This window comes from Pseudaeromonas aegiceratis, assembly GCF_046254905.1.
Taxonomy (GTDB): Bacteria; Pseudomonadota; Gammaproteobacteria; order Enterobacterales; family Aeromonadaceae; genus Pseudaeromonas; species Pseudaeromonas aegiceratis.
This window is the reverse complement of sequence record NZ_CP158016.1, coordinates 167,576-180,573: the sequence shown is the minus strand read 5'-3', so window position 1 is coordinate 180,573 and position 12,998 is coordinate 167,576. Positions and strand designations below refer to the sequence as shown.

The following is a 12,998-nucleotide window of genomic DNA, read 5'->3' as shown; positions in this document are numbered from 1 at the left end:
GCCCATGGTGCAAAGACCATAGCAATAAGCTCCTCCATAGACAACAGCACTTAGATTGCGGCTCAACCACCACGAGGCATTCGCACCATACCTTCTATAGCGTGTATAACGTTTTTACCTGTCAAAGCGTGTAGAAATTGATTTACCCTCTATAGCGTGTAAATTGAAATGATCGCCACCAGCAGATTATTGCTCCGATGAACATCACCAGTGCCAAACAACTCAGTGCCTATCTCAGGGATGTCCGGCTCGCCCAGAAGCGCTCCCAGGGCAAGGTCGCCGAACGCGGCGGCATCCGACAGGACACGGTTTCGAGCTTTGAGCTCAATCCTGACGCCACCAAGCTCGAGACGCTGTTCAAGATCCTCGCTGCCCTCGATCTATCGCTGGATATCAAACCCCGCAGCGAGTCGGACGACGGCTCTGCCGCCAGCTGGCCGGAGGAATGGTGATGGCCCTGCTCGCGGTCTATATGAACGGCTATCGGGTGGGCACCTTCAGCAAAGCCACCAGTGGTGCCCACCAGTTCCAGTACGCCGAGTCCTGGCTCACTCAGGCCGGTAGTCGGCCCATCTCGCTCTCCCTGCCGCTACGCCGTCAGGCCTACCGGGGGGCTGAGGTGTATAACTTCTTCGACAACCTGCTCCCGGATAACCCTGAGGTTCGCGGTCGGGTGGTGGCACGCTATCAGGCTGACTCCACCCAACCATTTGACCTACTACGCTGCATCGGGCAGGACAGTGTGGGCGCCCTGCAGCTTCAGGAGCAAGATGCCCCCGCCCCCGATGTTCGGCGCATCGAGTACCAGACGCTCTCCGAGGCCGAACTGGAACGGATCCTGACCGGCTACCAAGCCGGTATCCCCCTGGGCATGATTCAGGAAGCCGCCGATTTTCGGATCTCCATCGCCGGGGCACAGGAAAAAACCGCCCTGCTCTATCTGGATAACCGCTGGTGTCTGCCCCACAACGCCACCCCCACCAGCCACATCATCAAGTTGCCCATCGGCAAGATACAGAGCCATTCCGGTTCCATCGACCTTTCTCAGAGCGTGGAAAACGAGTACCTCTGCACCCTGATCGCCAAGGCGTTCGGTCTGCCGGTGGCGGACTGCTTCATCATGCAGGCCGGCAACATCAAGGCGTTGGCGGTGGCGCGTTTTGACCGCCGTTATGCCGCTGACCACAGCTGGATCATGCGCCTGCCACAAGAAGACTTCTGCCAGGTCCTCAACGTCCCCTCCGCCCGAAAATACGAGAGCCATGGCGGCCCAGGCATTGCAGAGATCATGGCTACCCTGTTGGGCTCGGCCACCCCGGAGCGGGATCGCTATCTATTCATGAAGGCACAGGTCCTGTTCTGGCTGCTGGCGGCCACCGACGGCCATGCCAAGAATTTCTCTGTGTTTATCGAGCCGGAGGGGCGCTTCCGCCTCACCCCGCTCTACGACATCCTCTCCCTGTATCCAGCCTTCGGTGGCCCAGGCCTGCATCCACGCGATGCCAAGCTCGCCATGGGGCTGAGCGCCACCCGTGGCAAGAAGTACGGGATAGAGCAGATATTCCCCCGCCACTTCTACCAGACGGCCAAGGCGGTGGGCTTTGCCGAGGCGCAGATGGCGCAGATCCTGGATGAATTCAGCCAGCAGCTCGATGAGGTGGTCATTCAGGTTCGCCACCAGCTGCCTGCCGACTTCCCGCCCCAGATCGCCGATGCCATTCTGGACGGCCTCCAGGCCAGGGCGCGCCGGCTCACCACGTGAAACAAATCGGATGGGACACTGCCAAGCGAAAAAACATCAAATGATGGTTAAACGAGGATAGCGACTAAGAAAAAGTGGTATCACAAACGGTATCACGCCAGCAAAAACAGTCGGCATAAATCAATATATCTGATTGATTAACAACAGCTTTGTGAGTTGACCCGATCTTCAAATTCAGAACATCGAATAGGCCGGTTTCGTGCCGCCAGGAAAAGAGATCGGGTCGAGGGCGCTGTCAGGATTGCGCTACTGGAACTACGCATCGGCCGACCCGCCGCCGAGACCCCAATTGCAAGCATTGCCCCTGGTCAGGTGACCATAACAATTGGCACCGAAGGAAACAACAGGATTGAGGCCGGGTCGAGGGCGCTGGCAGGGGAGAGCCACTGGAGCTCAGTGCCGACCGACCCGCCGCCGACACCCCAGGTACAAGCATTGCCCATGGTGAGAGAACCCTAGCCCGGGCCAGGGGATGGCGCAAGGGCCGGAACGGGCGGACGCGAAGCGCATCACCCCGCCGGATGGGGCGGCTAGAAGCGGCCGTCCAGCCGCAGGCCGTACTGCTGGCCGTCGGTCCAGGGGGTGAGCTGCCAGGCCGGATCCGGGTCCACCCACAGATAGCTGAAGCCCACGCCGATGGCCGCGCCGGCCAGCACGTCGCTCCAGTGGTGATCCCGGTTGGGGATGCGGCTGTAACCGGTCCAGGCGGCCAGCAGATAGGCCGGCGCCCCCACCTGCCAACCGTAGCGCCGCTGGATGAAGGAGGCCGAGCTGAAGGCGCTGGCGGCATGGCCGCTGGGGAAGGCATCGTCGCCGCTACCGTTGGGCCGCTCCCGATGGACGCTCTCTTTGAGCACCCAGGTGGTGGCGACCGTGCTGCCGAAGGCCAGGCCAAACTGCTGGAGCCCCTGCCAATCCTGCCGGTAACCGGCCAGACCGGCGGCGGCCGCCGGCATGGCGTACTTGAGCACATCGCCGCTGCTCTGGGTGAATCCGGCCTGGCTGGCACCGCTGACCAGCCCCAGCAGCATGGCCAACGGCAGACGAAATATGGAGGCGTTGCGCATGACAATCCTTGTTCAATGAGGCGCCCTAGGGCACAAGATCCTGATTGTCCCCCAATGTACCCCGGCCAAGCTTAGCGCTTCCTTAAGCCCTACCTTGGCGGGGCCTGTTCGCCAAATAGGCCTCAATTAAGCCGACATCATCTGCCATGCGCACCGACACAACACCCGGGCGCTAGCCGCAGACCGGCAAGCCAAAGCATCCCTGTCTACACTTCAGGCAACCGTGTTGCCACATCAGCGAAAGTGGCTGTCAACACAAGGCTTTTGTCATCAGACAGGGAACCGCCACGATGAAAATACTCCACAAGATCATCGCAGGTTTTGTGCTCTTGCTTCTGCTGCTGCTGGCGATTGTGGCGGTGAATTACCACAACACCCGCCTGATCAACGATCGCCTCTTCATCATCACCGAAGAGTCGGCGCCCCTGAGCCAGGCCGCCAGCGAGTTGTATGTCCAACTATTGCGGGCCAACGAGAAGGTGCTGGCCGCCCTGGCCAGTACCGATGCCGAAGGCACCGCCCAGCAGAACCAACCCTTTGCCGACGCCATGGACAAGTTTCGCGCCCAGCTGCAACAGACCAGCCGGTTTATCGGCCAGAATCAAAGCCTGCGGGAGACCCTCAACCGGCAGGAACAGCTGGTCGGTCAATATACCCAGCTGGCGCAAGATCTGATCCAGGGGCATATCCAGCTTATCCAGCACACCCAACGGGCAGAGCGCTTGCAAAGCTACAGCCGTAGCCAGGAGCTGCCCCTGACCAATTTTCTGCGCGGCTACATGGAGGCGCATGCCGGCAGTGAGGAGGCCAAGGTGGCCGAAGGGCTGATGCGCGAAGCCAGCAAGGCCTATCGCGTCTTTGCCAACTACGCCCTCAACCGCGACATGGCCACCATGGTCAAGAATCTCTCCCTGCAGGATGAGGTGATCGGCGAGCGCCTCACCGCCCTGGAGCGGTTGGACGAGCGCAACGGACGCCTGGTGCGGGTCATGAGCCAGCACCTGTTGACCGATCTCAACCAACCCGATGGCCTCTACATCGCCTATCGCCAGGAGCTGGAGCAGCAGACCAAGTCGGCCCAGCTACAGCAGAAGACCGATGCGGCCCTGCAGCAGTTGCTGAGCGCCATCAATGACTTCGCCGGCCAGGCCCTGGCGGTGGCCAAGGCGGCGAAGGCCGACACCGACGCCAGCATCAGCCAGGGTCGCGCCATCACCCTGGCCACCACCCTGGTGGCCATTGCCATGACCCTGGCCATTGCCCTGTGGGTGGCCTATACCTTGCGCCGGCCGCTTCACCAGTTCCGCGACATCCTGCGCCGGGTGACCCAGGGGGATCTGCGCGCCCAGTTTACCGTGGAGCGCAGGGACGAATTTGGCGAGCTGGGCACCTATCTCAACGAACTCACCACCACCTTGCAAAACACGGTGCGGGAGCAGATGGAGTCTGCCGAGCAGTTGGCTCAGACGGCGCAGGATACCGAGCAGGTCAGCTTGCAGACCACCCAGGCGGTGGACGAGCAGAAGGATCAACTGCACACCGCCGCCTCGGCCATGCATGAGATGGAATCGACGGTGCACGAGATAGCCCGGCGTGCCAACGAAACCCGGGACTATGCAGAAGGCACCCGCAAGCTGGCCTTGCAAGCCCAGCAGAGCGTCGCCAACACCATCTCCGGCATCCAGGCGCAGGCCGCCCAGATCGCCACCGCCTCGCGGGAGACCGATGAGCTGCAGGGCTTTGGTAACGACATCGACAGCATAGTGGACGCCATCCGCAACATCGCCGACCAGACCAACCTGTTGGCCTTGAATGCCGCCATCGAGGCCGCTCGGGCCGGGGAGCAGGGCCGTGGCTTCGCCGTGGTGGCGGACGAGGTCCGCAGCCTGGCCAGCCGCACCCAGAGCTCCACCACAGAAATCCAGAAAATGGTCGAGCAGATGCAACACAAGATCCATGCCGTGGTCCAGGTGATGGGCGAGAGCCAGCAGCACTCTGATCATTGCGTCGCCCTGGCCTCGGAGGCCGATGCCCGCCTGAACGAGATGAGTGAATCGGTGGAGTCCATCCGTGACATGAATATCCAGATCGCCACGGCCACCGAGGAGCAAAGCTCCACGGTACAGGAGAGCAGCCAGATGATGGCCTACATCAGCGATGGCGTGGATCAGTCCGCCCAGGGGGCCGAGCGCACCGCCCAAAACAGCAAGCGGCTGGCCGGCATGGCCGCCTCGCAACTGGCGCTGCTGCGCCGCTTCACCCTTTGATCGGACCGGAGAGAGCGCATGAACATCTACAGACAAACCCGTCATCTGAGCCTGTTCCTGGCCTTGACCCTCTGGTCCGTCCTGGGCCTGGCAGCCACCCCGCTCATCGGCGTCAGCATCGCGGAATTCGATGACAACTTCCGCAACCTGATCCGGCAGCACATTCAGGAATATGGCCAGCAGCTGGATGTGGACCTGGTGATCGAGAATGCCAGCAGCGATCCTGAGCTGCAGCTGCGCCAGGTGCGGAACTATATCCGCACCAAGGTGGATGCCATCATAGTCTTACCCGTCACCACGAAAGATGGACTCGCAGCGTTGAAACTGGCCGATGAAGCCGGGATCCCCATCGTCTTCGCCAACGCCAACCCGGGACCCGACCACTGGCCCAGCAAGAGCGCCTACATCGGCTCCAAGGAGGCGGATGCCGGCACCCTGGAGATGGAGCAACTGGCCAAGCTGGCAGGCAACCGGGGCAAGGTGGTGATACTGGAGGGTGAGCAGGGTCACAGCGCGGCCATAGGTCGCACCGACGCCGTGAAGGCCATAGTGCAAAAGTACCCGGAGATGCAGATCGTCAAGCAGGCCTCCGGCAACTGGCAGAGCAGCGAGGCCGCCAACCTGATACTGCAATGGCTCAAGGAGGGGGTGGATTTCAATATCATCGCCGCCAACAATGACTCCATGGCCATCGGCGCCGTCCTGGGGTTGGAGAAGGCCGGCAAGGATGCCAAGCCCTACTTCATCGGCGGGGTGGATGGTACCAAGGAGGCCCTGCAGAGCATGGCGGAAGGCAAGCTGGACACCAGCGTGCTGCAGGATGCCCGCGGCCAGGCGCGCAAGTCGGTGGATGTGGCCCTGCAGCTCATCCGCGGCGAACCGGTCGGCGGCACCGAATACTGGATCCCGTTCCAGCTCATCACACCGGACAACCTATCCCTGTACCAATGAAACCAGGATCCGAGGCCAGGAAACGCAGCCGGGCGACGAGTCGCCCGGCTTTTTCATTGCGCCCGTCATGACCCAGGCGCCCAGCGGATCTCACTCGGTCACCCCGACCTGCGGCGAATAAACGACGCCAGTCACGCACGGATTGAGTCATTTGTCGCCAGCGTCACTTAACCACAACCGGAATAGGCGTATTGATACAAGGGTGCTTCATTTGCGTATCGAGAAGGGCGGCCTGGCCGCCGAAAACGAACACGACAAGGGGTCACCATGAGCGACATTGCCTTGACAGTCAGCATCTTATCGCTGATAGCCGTGCTTGGGTTGTGGATCGGCAACTGGCGCATCTACGGGGTGGGGTTAGGCATCGGCGGCGTGCTGTTTGGCGGCCTGCTGGTGGGTCACTTCACCCATCTGTACCAACTGGAGATGAACGAGGCCACCTTGCACTTCGTGCAGGAGTTCGGCCTGATCCTGTTCGTCTACACCATCGGCATCCAGGTGGGGCCGGGCTTCTTCGCCTCCCTGCGCCGTTCCGGCCTCAAGCTCAACGGCTTCGCCGCCCTGATCGTGCTGCTGGGCTGCGGGGTGTCCGTCGCCATCCACAAGCTGTTCGACGTGCCGCTGCCGGCCATCCTGGGCATCTTCTCCGGCGCCGTCACCAACACCCCCTCCCTGGGGGCCGGCCAGCAGATCCTCGGCGAGCTGGGGGCGCCCACCAACAGCATGGGGCTAGGCTATGCGGTGGCCTATCCCTTCGGCATCTGCGGCATCCTGCTCACCATGTGGCTGACCCGGCTGTTCTTTCGCATCAAGGTGGAGGAGGAGGCGGCCGCCTTCGAGATGCAGGCCGGCCAGACCAAGGAGAGCCTGCAGACCCTCAACGTCTGCCTGCGCAACCACAACCTGGTGGGGCTGCCCCTCAAGGAGATCCCCAACCTGGACGATGGCGCCGTGATCTGCTCGCGGCTCAAGCGCGGTGAGGAGCTGATGGTGCCACGGCCGGAGACCACGCTGGAGGCCGGCGATCTGCTGCACCTGGTGGGCAACAAGGCCGCCCTGCACAAGGCCATGCTGGTGATCGGCGAGACGGTGGAGATCTCCCTCTCCACCCGGGGCACGGATCTGCGGGTGATGCGGGTGGTGGTGACCAACGAACAGGTGCTGGGCAAGCACCTGCGGGAATTCCGCCTCAAGGAGCGCTACGACGTGGTGGTCTCCCGCCTCAACCGCGCCGGGGTCGAGCTGGTGCCCACCGAGCGCTCCACCCTGCAGTTTGGCGACATTCTCAACTTGGTAGGCACCTCGGATGCCATTGAGGCGGTGGCCAACCTGGTGGGCAATGCCCAGCACAAGCTGCTGCAGGTGCAGATGCTGCCGGTGTTTATCGGCATCGGTCTGGGGGTGCTGCTGGGTTCCGTGCCCTTCTACCTGCCGGGCTTTCCCGCCGCCCTCAAGCTGGGGCTGGCCGGCGGCCCCCTGGTGGTGGCGCTGATCCTGGCGCGGATCGGCAGCATTGGCCGGCTCTACTGGTTCATGCCCCCCAGTGCCAACCTGGCGCTGCGGGAGCTGGGAATAGTGCTGTTCCTGGCGGTGGTGGGGCTCAAGTCCGGCGGCAACTTCCTGCATACCCTGACCGATGGCGAGGGGCTGCACTGGATGGGCTACGGCGTGCTCATCACCCTGCTCCCCCTGCTGGGGGTGGCCGTGCTGGCCCGCGCCGTGGGCAAACTCAACTACCTCAGTCTGTGCGGCCTGCTGGCGGGCTCCATGACGGATCCCCCCGCCCTGGCCTTTGCCAACGCCCTGCATCCCACCAGCGATGCATCGGCCCTCTCCTACGCCACCGTCTACCCCCTGGTGATGTTCCTGCGCATCATCACGCCGCAGCTGATGGCGCTGCTGCTCTGGGTCAGCGGCTAATCCCCTTTACCACAATAGCAATGCAAAAGGCCCGGCAACTTGCCGGGCCTTTGTCTGTCTCGCTTACACCACAGCCCGCTGGGGCGCGGTCCGCAGGTGGGTGCTGTAGAGGGTCAGGCCGGTGAAGGCCAGGCCGCCCACCAGGTTGCCCAGCGCCGTGGGGATCTCGTTCCAGATCATGTAATCCATGATGGAGAAGTCACCCCCCATGATCATGGCGGAGGGGAACAGGAACATGTTCACCACTGAGTGCTCGAAGGCCATGGCGAAGAACAGCATGATGGGCATCCACATGGCGATCACCTTGCCAGGCACAGAGGTGGAGATCATGGCGCCCACCACCCCCATGGAGACCATCCAGTTGCACAGCATGCCGCGCAGAAAGATGGTCAGCCAGCCGGCGGCGCCATACTGGGCATACCCCAGGGTGCGGGCCTCGCCGATGCCGGCGATCTTCTGTCCCACCGGGCCAGGATCGGTGGAGAAGCCGTAGGTGAACACCACCGCCATCATCACCGCCACCGTCAGGGCGCCGGCGAAGTTGCCCACGAACACCAGACCCCAGTTGCGCAGCACGCCCTTTAGGGTCACGCCGGGTCGCTTGTCCAGCCAGGCCAGGGGCGAGAGCACGAAGACGCCGGTGAGCAGGTCAAAGCCCATCAGATAGAGCATGGAGAACCCCACCGGAAACAGCAGGGCGCCGATGAGCGGCGAGCCGGTCTGCACCGCCATGCTGATGGCGAACACCGCCGCCAACGCCAGGATGGCGCCGGCCATGTAGGCGCGGATCAGGGTATCGCGGGTGGACATGAAAACTTTGGACTCTCCAGAGTCCACCATCTTCTTCACAAAATCAGCCGGGATCAAATAGGCCATGGTCGTTCCCTCTTTGGTTGTGGTTGGGGCGCGGGCCAGGCCGCTCCTTGTTGACCCTGCTTCTGTCGACCAGGCAAAAAAAAGGCGCCTCACTCGCCACGCAACGCGCTTGGAGTGATGGACGCCATTATCCATGGGGTGACAGATTATCAGGGCCGGCACTGGCCCGGGTGTTTGCTCAGGATTGCTCCCTCAGGAAGTAAGCTCGCACCCCATGGGTAATACAAATCATGTGCCAGAAATATACTTTTTATATACCCGTTATTAATCAGTTTGTTACATAAAAAACGCCAGGCCATGTTGTCTACGCCTGGCGCCGCTTGCCTCGTGACGGGGCGCCCTGCCCCATCTTGGCACTCGCTTTAGTGCCCCAGGGCGAACACCGCCAGCTCGCCGTGCAGGCGATCGGCCGCCTCCGCCAGCTGGCTCATGCGTCTGTGGCTGTCCCCCACCGCCTGCTGGGTGGCATCGGCCAGGCCGGCCACCTGTTCCACCTGCTGGTTGATGTCCTGAGCCACCGAGGTCTGCTCCTCGGCGGCGGTGGCGATCTGCTCCACCAGGCCATTGATGCGATCCAGCAGCTCGAACAGCCGGGCCATCTCCTGGTCCGCCCGGGCAATCTGGGACGCCGTCCGCTCCGTGGTCTCGTGGCTGCGGGACATGCTCACCGTCACCTGATGGGCGCTGCCCTGCAGCGTCTGTATCATGGTGCGGATCTCGCCGGTGGCGGTCTGGGTCTTCTGGGCCAGCTGGCGCACCTCGTCCGCCACCACGGCGAAGCCGCGGCCCTGCTCGCCGGCCCTGGCCGCCTCGATGGCGGCATTCAGGGCCAGCAGGTTGGTCTGATCGGCGATGCTGGTGATGGTATCCACTATGCTGCCGATCTGCTGACTCTCCCGCGCCAGCTGGTCCACCGCCTCGTGGGCCTCGCCGATCTGGCCGGTGAGGGCATTCACCGCCTGGAAGGCCTCGTCGTTGAGCCGGCGGTTCTCTTCCCCCTGCTGACGGGCATGCCGGCTGAATTGCGCCACCTCCTGGGTGTGGCGCGCCACCTCCAGGCTGGTCTGGGCCATTTCGGTCATGGCGGTGGCGATCATGTCGGCGTACTGATGGGTCTGGTTGGCCTGCTGATGGGCCTGCTGGCTCATGCCCCCCACTTCAGATGAAATCTGGGACGAGCTCTCCGCCTGTTGCCGCACCTGACCCAACAGCAAGGAGAACTGCGACAGCAGGCGGTTCACCGCCTGGGCGATATGGGCCAGCTCGTCCTGCCCCCGTTCGTCCAGCCGCAGGGTCAGATCGTTGCGCTCGGTGGCCTGAGCCAGCAGCCGTTCTATGGCCCAGACCCGCCGGCTGATGAAGCGCACCAGCACCCAGCAGGCCCACAGCAGCACCAAGGAGGAGACCACGGCGGCGACACCGAACAGGCGATACAGCCAGGTCTGCCGCTGCAGCAGGCGATCCATTTGACCGATCAGATCCTGCCGTACCGCATCGCCCTGGGCCTTGAGTCCACCGATGCGTTCGGTGGCGGCGGCAAACCACTGTGCCGGGGTGACCTTGGGCCAGTCGGCCACCGGCTTGCTCTGCACCTCCGTCACCCAGGTCTCCACCTGCTGCCACTGGGCTAGCTGGCGTTGTGTGGTCAGGGTCTGCCACAGGTTTGGGGTGGCCAGGTGATGCAGCAGATCCCACTGCCGGGCCTCATTAAATCGATAGCCCTGCAGCTGATCCCGCTGGGCCGGGTTGATTTCGGCCTTGGCCAGCAGGCCGTTCACCAGGCCACGTATCTGGCCGGCCCGCTCCTTCATGGTCAGCAGGGCTACCAGGGAGGAGGCCTGCTGGCGCAATTCGGCCGAGGTGATGCCGTTGCTGAGCAATGCGATGGCATCCAGGGCCGCCTGATTGGCGGCGGAATAGAAGCCGAAAGCCCCTTGCCCCTGCTGGTCATCGATCAACCTACGCTGCTGGGCCAGACCGCCAAGCAGGTCGTCGACCTCCTGGCTGACCGCCTGCAGCACGGGACTTTGCCGCCGCAGGGCATTGAGACTGGCCAGCCGCGCATCCACCAACTGGCGCTGGGCCTGTACCTTATCGGTTCCCAGCTGGCCGCCACTGGCCAACCAGCCGGCGGTCAACCCCCGCTCCACCGCCAGCTGATGAGCCACCTCATCCAGGGCGGCGATGGCCTCAATGCGCTGCTGGGACACGGTCAGCTGTTGCGCCTCCTGACGGATATCCAGGATCAAAAAGATCCCGACCGAGATGGCATACAGGGACGGGCAGAGGATCAGAACGGAAAGCAGGGTGGTCAAATGCACCCTGCGCAACCAGGCCGCAAGCATGGGCACCTCCTTGTCGCATCAGAAATTAGGCAGCAATTTCTAGAATAGACGCTCAGGCAAATGGTGCAGATGCGATATCGAATTAGCGGCGGTATCAGGTGGTGGGCAGCTCTTCTGGCGGTGTCTCGATGACGTCCTGCTCCGTCACATGCAGGGCCAGGGCGGCCCCTTCCACCAAGCAGTAGGCCACCTTGCGGCGAGCCCCCTTCACCAGGTTGGCAAAGGTCTGGCGGGAGACACCCATCACCTTGGCCGCCTCCTGCTGCTGCATACCCTGCAGATCCGCCAATCTCAGGGCCTCGAATTCGTCCTCCGCCAGCTGCAGCTGGGTCAGCCGATGGCTGGGGATGCCATTGGGCTTGAACAGGGAGTAGGGGGCGCGGGCCTGGATACAACGGGCGATCTTGGGTCTGGGCATGGCGGGTCCACATCAGGGCAAGCATAAAACGGAACACAGCATACCCTGCCGCCTTCTTTACCGATATATCAAACAGAAATAACCATATGGCGGCCCACCCAGAAACCGGGTCAAATGGCTGTGCGTGGAGGGGCACTTCCGCAACAAGCGACAGCTTGAACGTTTGCCGGGTCATGACCCGGCTTTTTTTTTGTATTTTCCATCTGCTATCCTCTGCCGCCTACCCTGATGATTAATCCACTGCGGCCCTCCCCTGGCGGACGGCGGCGGTCTTCTTCTTTTATTTAGGTTCGGCTATGGCACAACGCGGCACCCTGTTCATCGTCTCCTCCCCCAGCGGCGCGGGCAAATCCAGCCTGCTGGCGGCCCTGCTCGGCTCCCCCGTCAACGCCGACGGCCGCATGAGGCTCTCCGTCTCCCACACCACCCGCGCCATGCGCCCGGGGGAGGAGAACGGCGTCCACTACCACTTCGTCGACCCGGCGAGCTTCCAGGCGCTGATCGCGCGGGACGCCTTCTTCGAATGGGCCGAGGTGTTCGGCAACTTCTACGGCACCTCCAAGGAGACCATAGAGCAGAGCCTGGCCCAGGGCATCGACATCTTCCTGGACATCGACTGGCAGGGCGCCCGCCAGATCCGCGCCCAGATGCCGGAGGCCCGCTCCCTGTTCATTCTGCCCCCCTCCCTGCCGGTGCTGGAGCAGCGGCTGCATGGCCGCGGCCAGGACAGCGCCGAGGTGATCGCCGGCCGCATGGCCAAGGCGGTGGACGAGATGTCCCACTACGACGAATACGACTACCTGCTGGTCAACGATGACTTCGCCACCAGCCTGGCCCAGCTGCAGGCGGTGGTGCTGGCGGAGCGCACCACCCTGGCCAAGCAACAGATCCAGCACGCCGAGCTGCTGCAAGCCCTCTTGGCGAAGTAAGCCGGTTCTTGTATACTTTCGAGTCATTTTTTATCACTGGAGTCGTCCATGGCACGCGTAACCGTTGAAGATGCTGTAAAACAAGTGGGCAACCGCTTTGATCTGGTGCTGCTGGCCGCCCGCCGCGCCCGCCAAATCTCTGTCCAGGGTAAAGACCCGCTGGTGGATGAAGAAAACGACAAGCCGACCGTGATCGCCCTGCGCGAAATCGAAGAAGGCCTGATCTCCAACGAGTTCATGGATGCCCAGGACCGTCAGGACATGCAGGAGCGCGAAGCCAGCGAACTGGCCGCCATGTCCATCCTGTCCGAAGGTCGTGGCCTGACCCTCTGATCCCAACCGGATCCCGCAAGACGGCACCCCAGGGTGCCGTTTTTGCAGGCGTTTACAAGCGCCCCGTTTCGCCGCACACTCAGCTGCAGCCGTCCAGTTCACGCCAGGGACGCATCCTAGCCCCGCATCG

Annotated in this window: 11 protein-coding genes; 7 read left to right on the top strand and 4 right to left on the bottom strand. The window is 62.8% G+C overall.

What is annotated here, in order from left to right; all coding sequences use genetic code 11:
* Positions 1 to 197: 197 nt before the first annotated feature.
* Both ABHF91_RS00835 and ABHF91_RS00830 read left to right on the top strand, forming a co-directional pair.
* Entirely contained in the window at positions 198 to 452 is a 255-nt protein-coding gene (locus tag ABHF91_RS00835; RefSeq protein ID WP_409421620.1) for a helix-turn-helix domain-containing protein, read from the top strand.
* Positions 452 to 1,762 carry a type II toxin-antitoxin system HipA family toxin gene (locus ABHF91_RS00830; RefSeq protein WP_409421619.1) on the top strand — a complete coding sequence of 437 codons (1,311 nt, stop codon included), beginning with the start codon at positions 452 to 454 and terminating at the stop codon, positions 1,760 to 1,762. The genes ABHF91_RS00835 and ABHF91_RS00830 overlap by 1 nt, the downstream gene beginning before the upstream one ends.
* Positions 1,763 to 2,292: 530 nt before the next feature.
* On the opposite strand, the gene ABHF91_RS00825 is transcribed toward ABHF91_RS00830, so the two are convergent.
* Positions 2,293 to 2,829 (bottom strand): phosphatase PAP2 family protein, encoded by a 537-nt coding sequence (locus ABHF91_RS00825; protein ID WP_409421618.1) that lies wholly within the window; start codon positions 2,827 to 2,829, stop codon positions 2,293 to 2,295.
* 290 nt (positions 2,830 to 3,119) lie between these two features.
* Between ABHF91_RS00825 and ABHF91_RS00820 the strand changes: the two genes are divergently transcribed.
* The 3 genes from ABHF91_RS00820 to ABHF91_RS00810 all read left to right on the top strand — a co-directional run bounded on the left by ABHF91_RS00820 (position 3,120) and on the right by ABHF91_RS00810 (position 7,967).
* Positions 3,120 to 5,096: a methyl-accepting chemotaxis protein gene (locus tag ABHF91_RS00820; protein ID WP_409421617.1), complete on the top strand. Its 1,977-nt coding sequence runs from the start codon at positions 3,120 to 3,122 to the stop codon at positions 5,094 to 5,096.
* Between the two features lie 18 nt (positions 5,097 to 5,114).
* Positions 5,115 to 6,047: a substrate-binding domain-containing protein gene (locus tag ABHF91_RS00815; RefSeq protein ID WP_409421616.1), complete on the top strand. Its 933-nt coding sequence runs from the start codon at positions 5,115 to 5,117 to the stop codon at positions 6,045 to 6,047.
* Positions 6,048 to 6,314: 267 nt separating this feature from the next.
* Positions 6,315 to 7,967: a putative transporter gene (locus ABHF91_RS00810; RefSeq protein ID WP_409421615.1), complete on the top strand. Its 1,653-nt coding sequence runs from the start codon at positions 6,315 to 6,317 to the stop codon at positions 7,965 to 7,967.
* Between the two features lie 63 nt (positions 7,968 to 8,030).
* On the opposite strand, the gene ABHF91_RS00805 is transcribed toward ABHF91_RS00810, so the two are convergent.
* The 3 genes from ABHF91_RS00805 to ABHF91_RS00795 form a co-directional block, all read right to left on the bottom strand.
* Entirely contained in the window at positions 8,031 to 8,843 is an 813-nt protein-coding gene (locus ABHF91_RS00805) for a formate/nitrite transporter family protein (RefSeq protein ID WP_409421614.1), read from the bottom strand.
* Positions 8,844 to 9,205: 362 nt separating this feature from the next.
* Positions 9,206 to 11,188, bottom strand: coding sequence for a methyl-accepting chemotaxis protein (locus tag ABHF91_RS00800; RefSeq protein ID WP_409421613.1), 1,983 nt, complete (start codon positions 11,186 to 11,188; stop codon positions 9,206 to 9,208).
* 94 nt (positions 11,189 to 11,282) lie between these two features.
* Positions 11,283 to 11,606, bottom strand: a complete 324-nt coding sequence (locus tag ABHF91_RS00795; RefSeq protein ID WP_409421612.1) for a DUF134 domain-containing protein — start codon at positions 11,604 to 11,606, stop codon at positions 11,283 to 11,285.
* Between the two features lie 296 nt (positions 11,607 to 11,902).
* On the opposite strand from ABHF91_RS00795, the gene gmk reads away from it, so the two are divergent.
* Together gmk and rpoZ are read left to right on the top strand one after the other, a co-directional pair.
* The gene (gene gmk / locus ABHF91_RS00790) at positions 11,903 to 12,535 is read left to right on the top strand and encodes a guanylate kinase (protein ID WP_409421611.1); all 633 of its coding nucleotides are present in this window, start codon (positions 11,903 to 11,905) and stop codon (positions 12,533 to 12,535) included.
* A 48-nt stretch (positions 12,536 to 12,583) separates the two neighbouring features.
* Positions 12,584 to 12,868, top strand: coding sequence for a DNA-directed RNA polymerase subunit omega (gene rpoZ, locus ABHF91_RS00785; RefSeq protein WP_409421610.1), 285 nt, complete (start codon positions 12,584 to 12,586; stop codon positions 12,866 to 12,868).
* Positions 12,869 to 12,998: the final 130 nt, after the last annotated feature.

Bases quoted from the DNA above. Each gene is read 5' to 3' on its own strand.
- rpoZ (WP_409421610.1), top strand. From the start codon at position 12,584: ATGGCACGCGTAACCGTTGAAGATGCTGTAAAACAAGTGGGCAACCGC.
- ABHF91_RS00805 (WP_409421614.1), bottom strand. From the start codon at position 8,843: ATGGCCTATTTGATCCCGGCTGATTTTGTGAAGAAGATGGTGGACTCT.
- ABHF91_RS00795 (WP_409421612.1), bottom strand. From the start codon at position 11,606: ATGCCCAGACCCAAGATCGCCCGTTGTATCCAGGCCCGCGCCCCCTAC.
- ABHF91_RS00815 (WP_409421616.1), top strand. From the start codon at position 5,115: ATGAACATCTACAGACAAACCCGTCATCTGAGCCTGTTCCTGGCCTTG.
- ABHF91_RS00830 (WP_409421619.1), top strand. From the start codon at position 452: ATGGCCCTGCTCGCGGTCTATATGAACGGCTATCGGGTGGGCACCTTC.
- ABHF91_RS00825 (WP_409421618.1), bottom strand. From the start codon at position 2,829: ATGCGCAACGCCTCCATATTTCGTCTGCCGTTGGCCATGCTGCTGGGG.
- ABHF91_RS00820 (WP_409421617.1), top strand. From the start codon at position 3,120: ATGAAAATACTCCACAAGATCATCGCAGGTTTTGTGCTCTTGCTTCTG.
- ABHF91_RS00800 (WP_409421613.1), bottom strand. From the start codon at position 11,188: ATGCTTGCGGCCTGGTTGCGCAGGGTGCATTTGACCACCCTGCTTTCC.
- ABHF91_RS00835 (WP_409421620.1), top strand. From the start codon at position 198: ATGAACATCACCAGTGCCAAACAACTCAGTGCCTATCTCAGGGATGTC.
- ABHF91_RS00810 (WP_409421615.1), top strand. From the start codon at position 6,315: ATGAGCGACATTGCCTTGACAGTCAGCATCTTATCGCTGATAGCCGTG.
- gmk (WP_409421611.1), top strand. From the start codon at position 11,903: ATGGCACAACGCGGCACCCTGTTCATCGTCTCCTCCCCCAGCGGCGCG.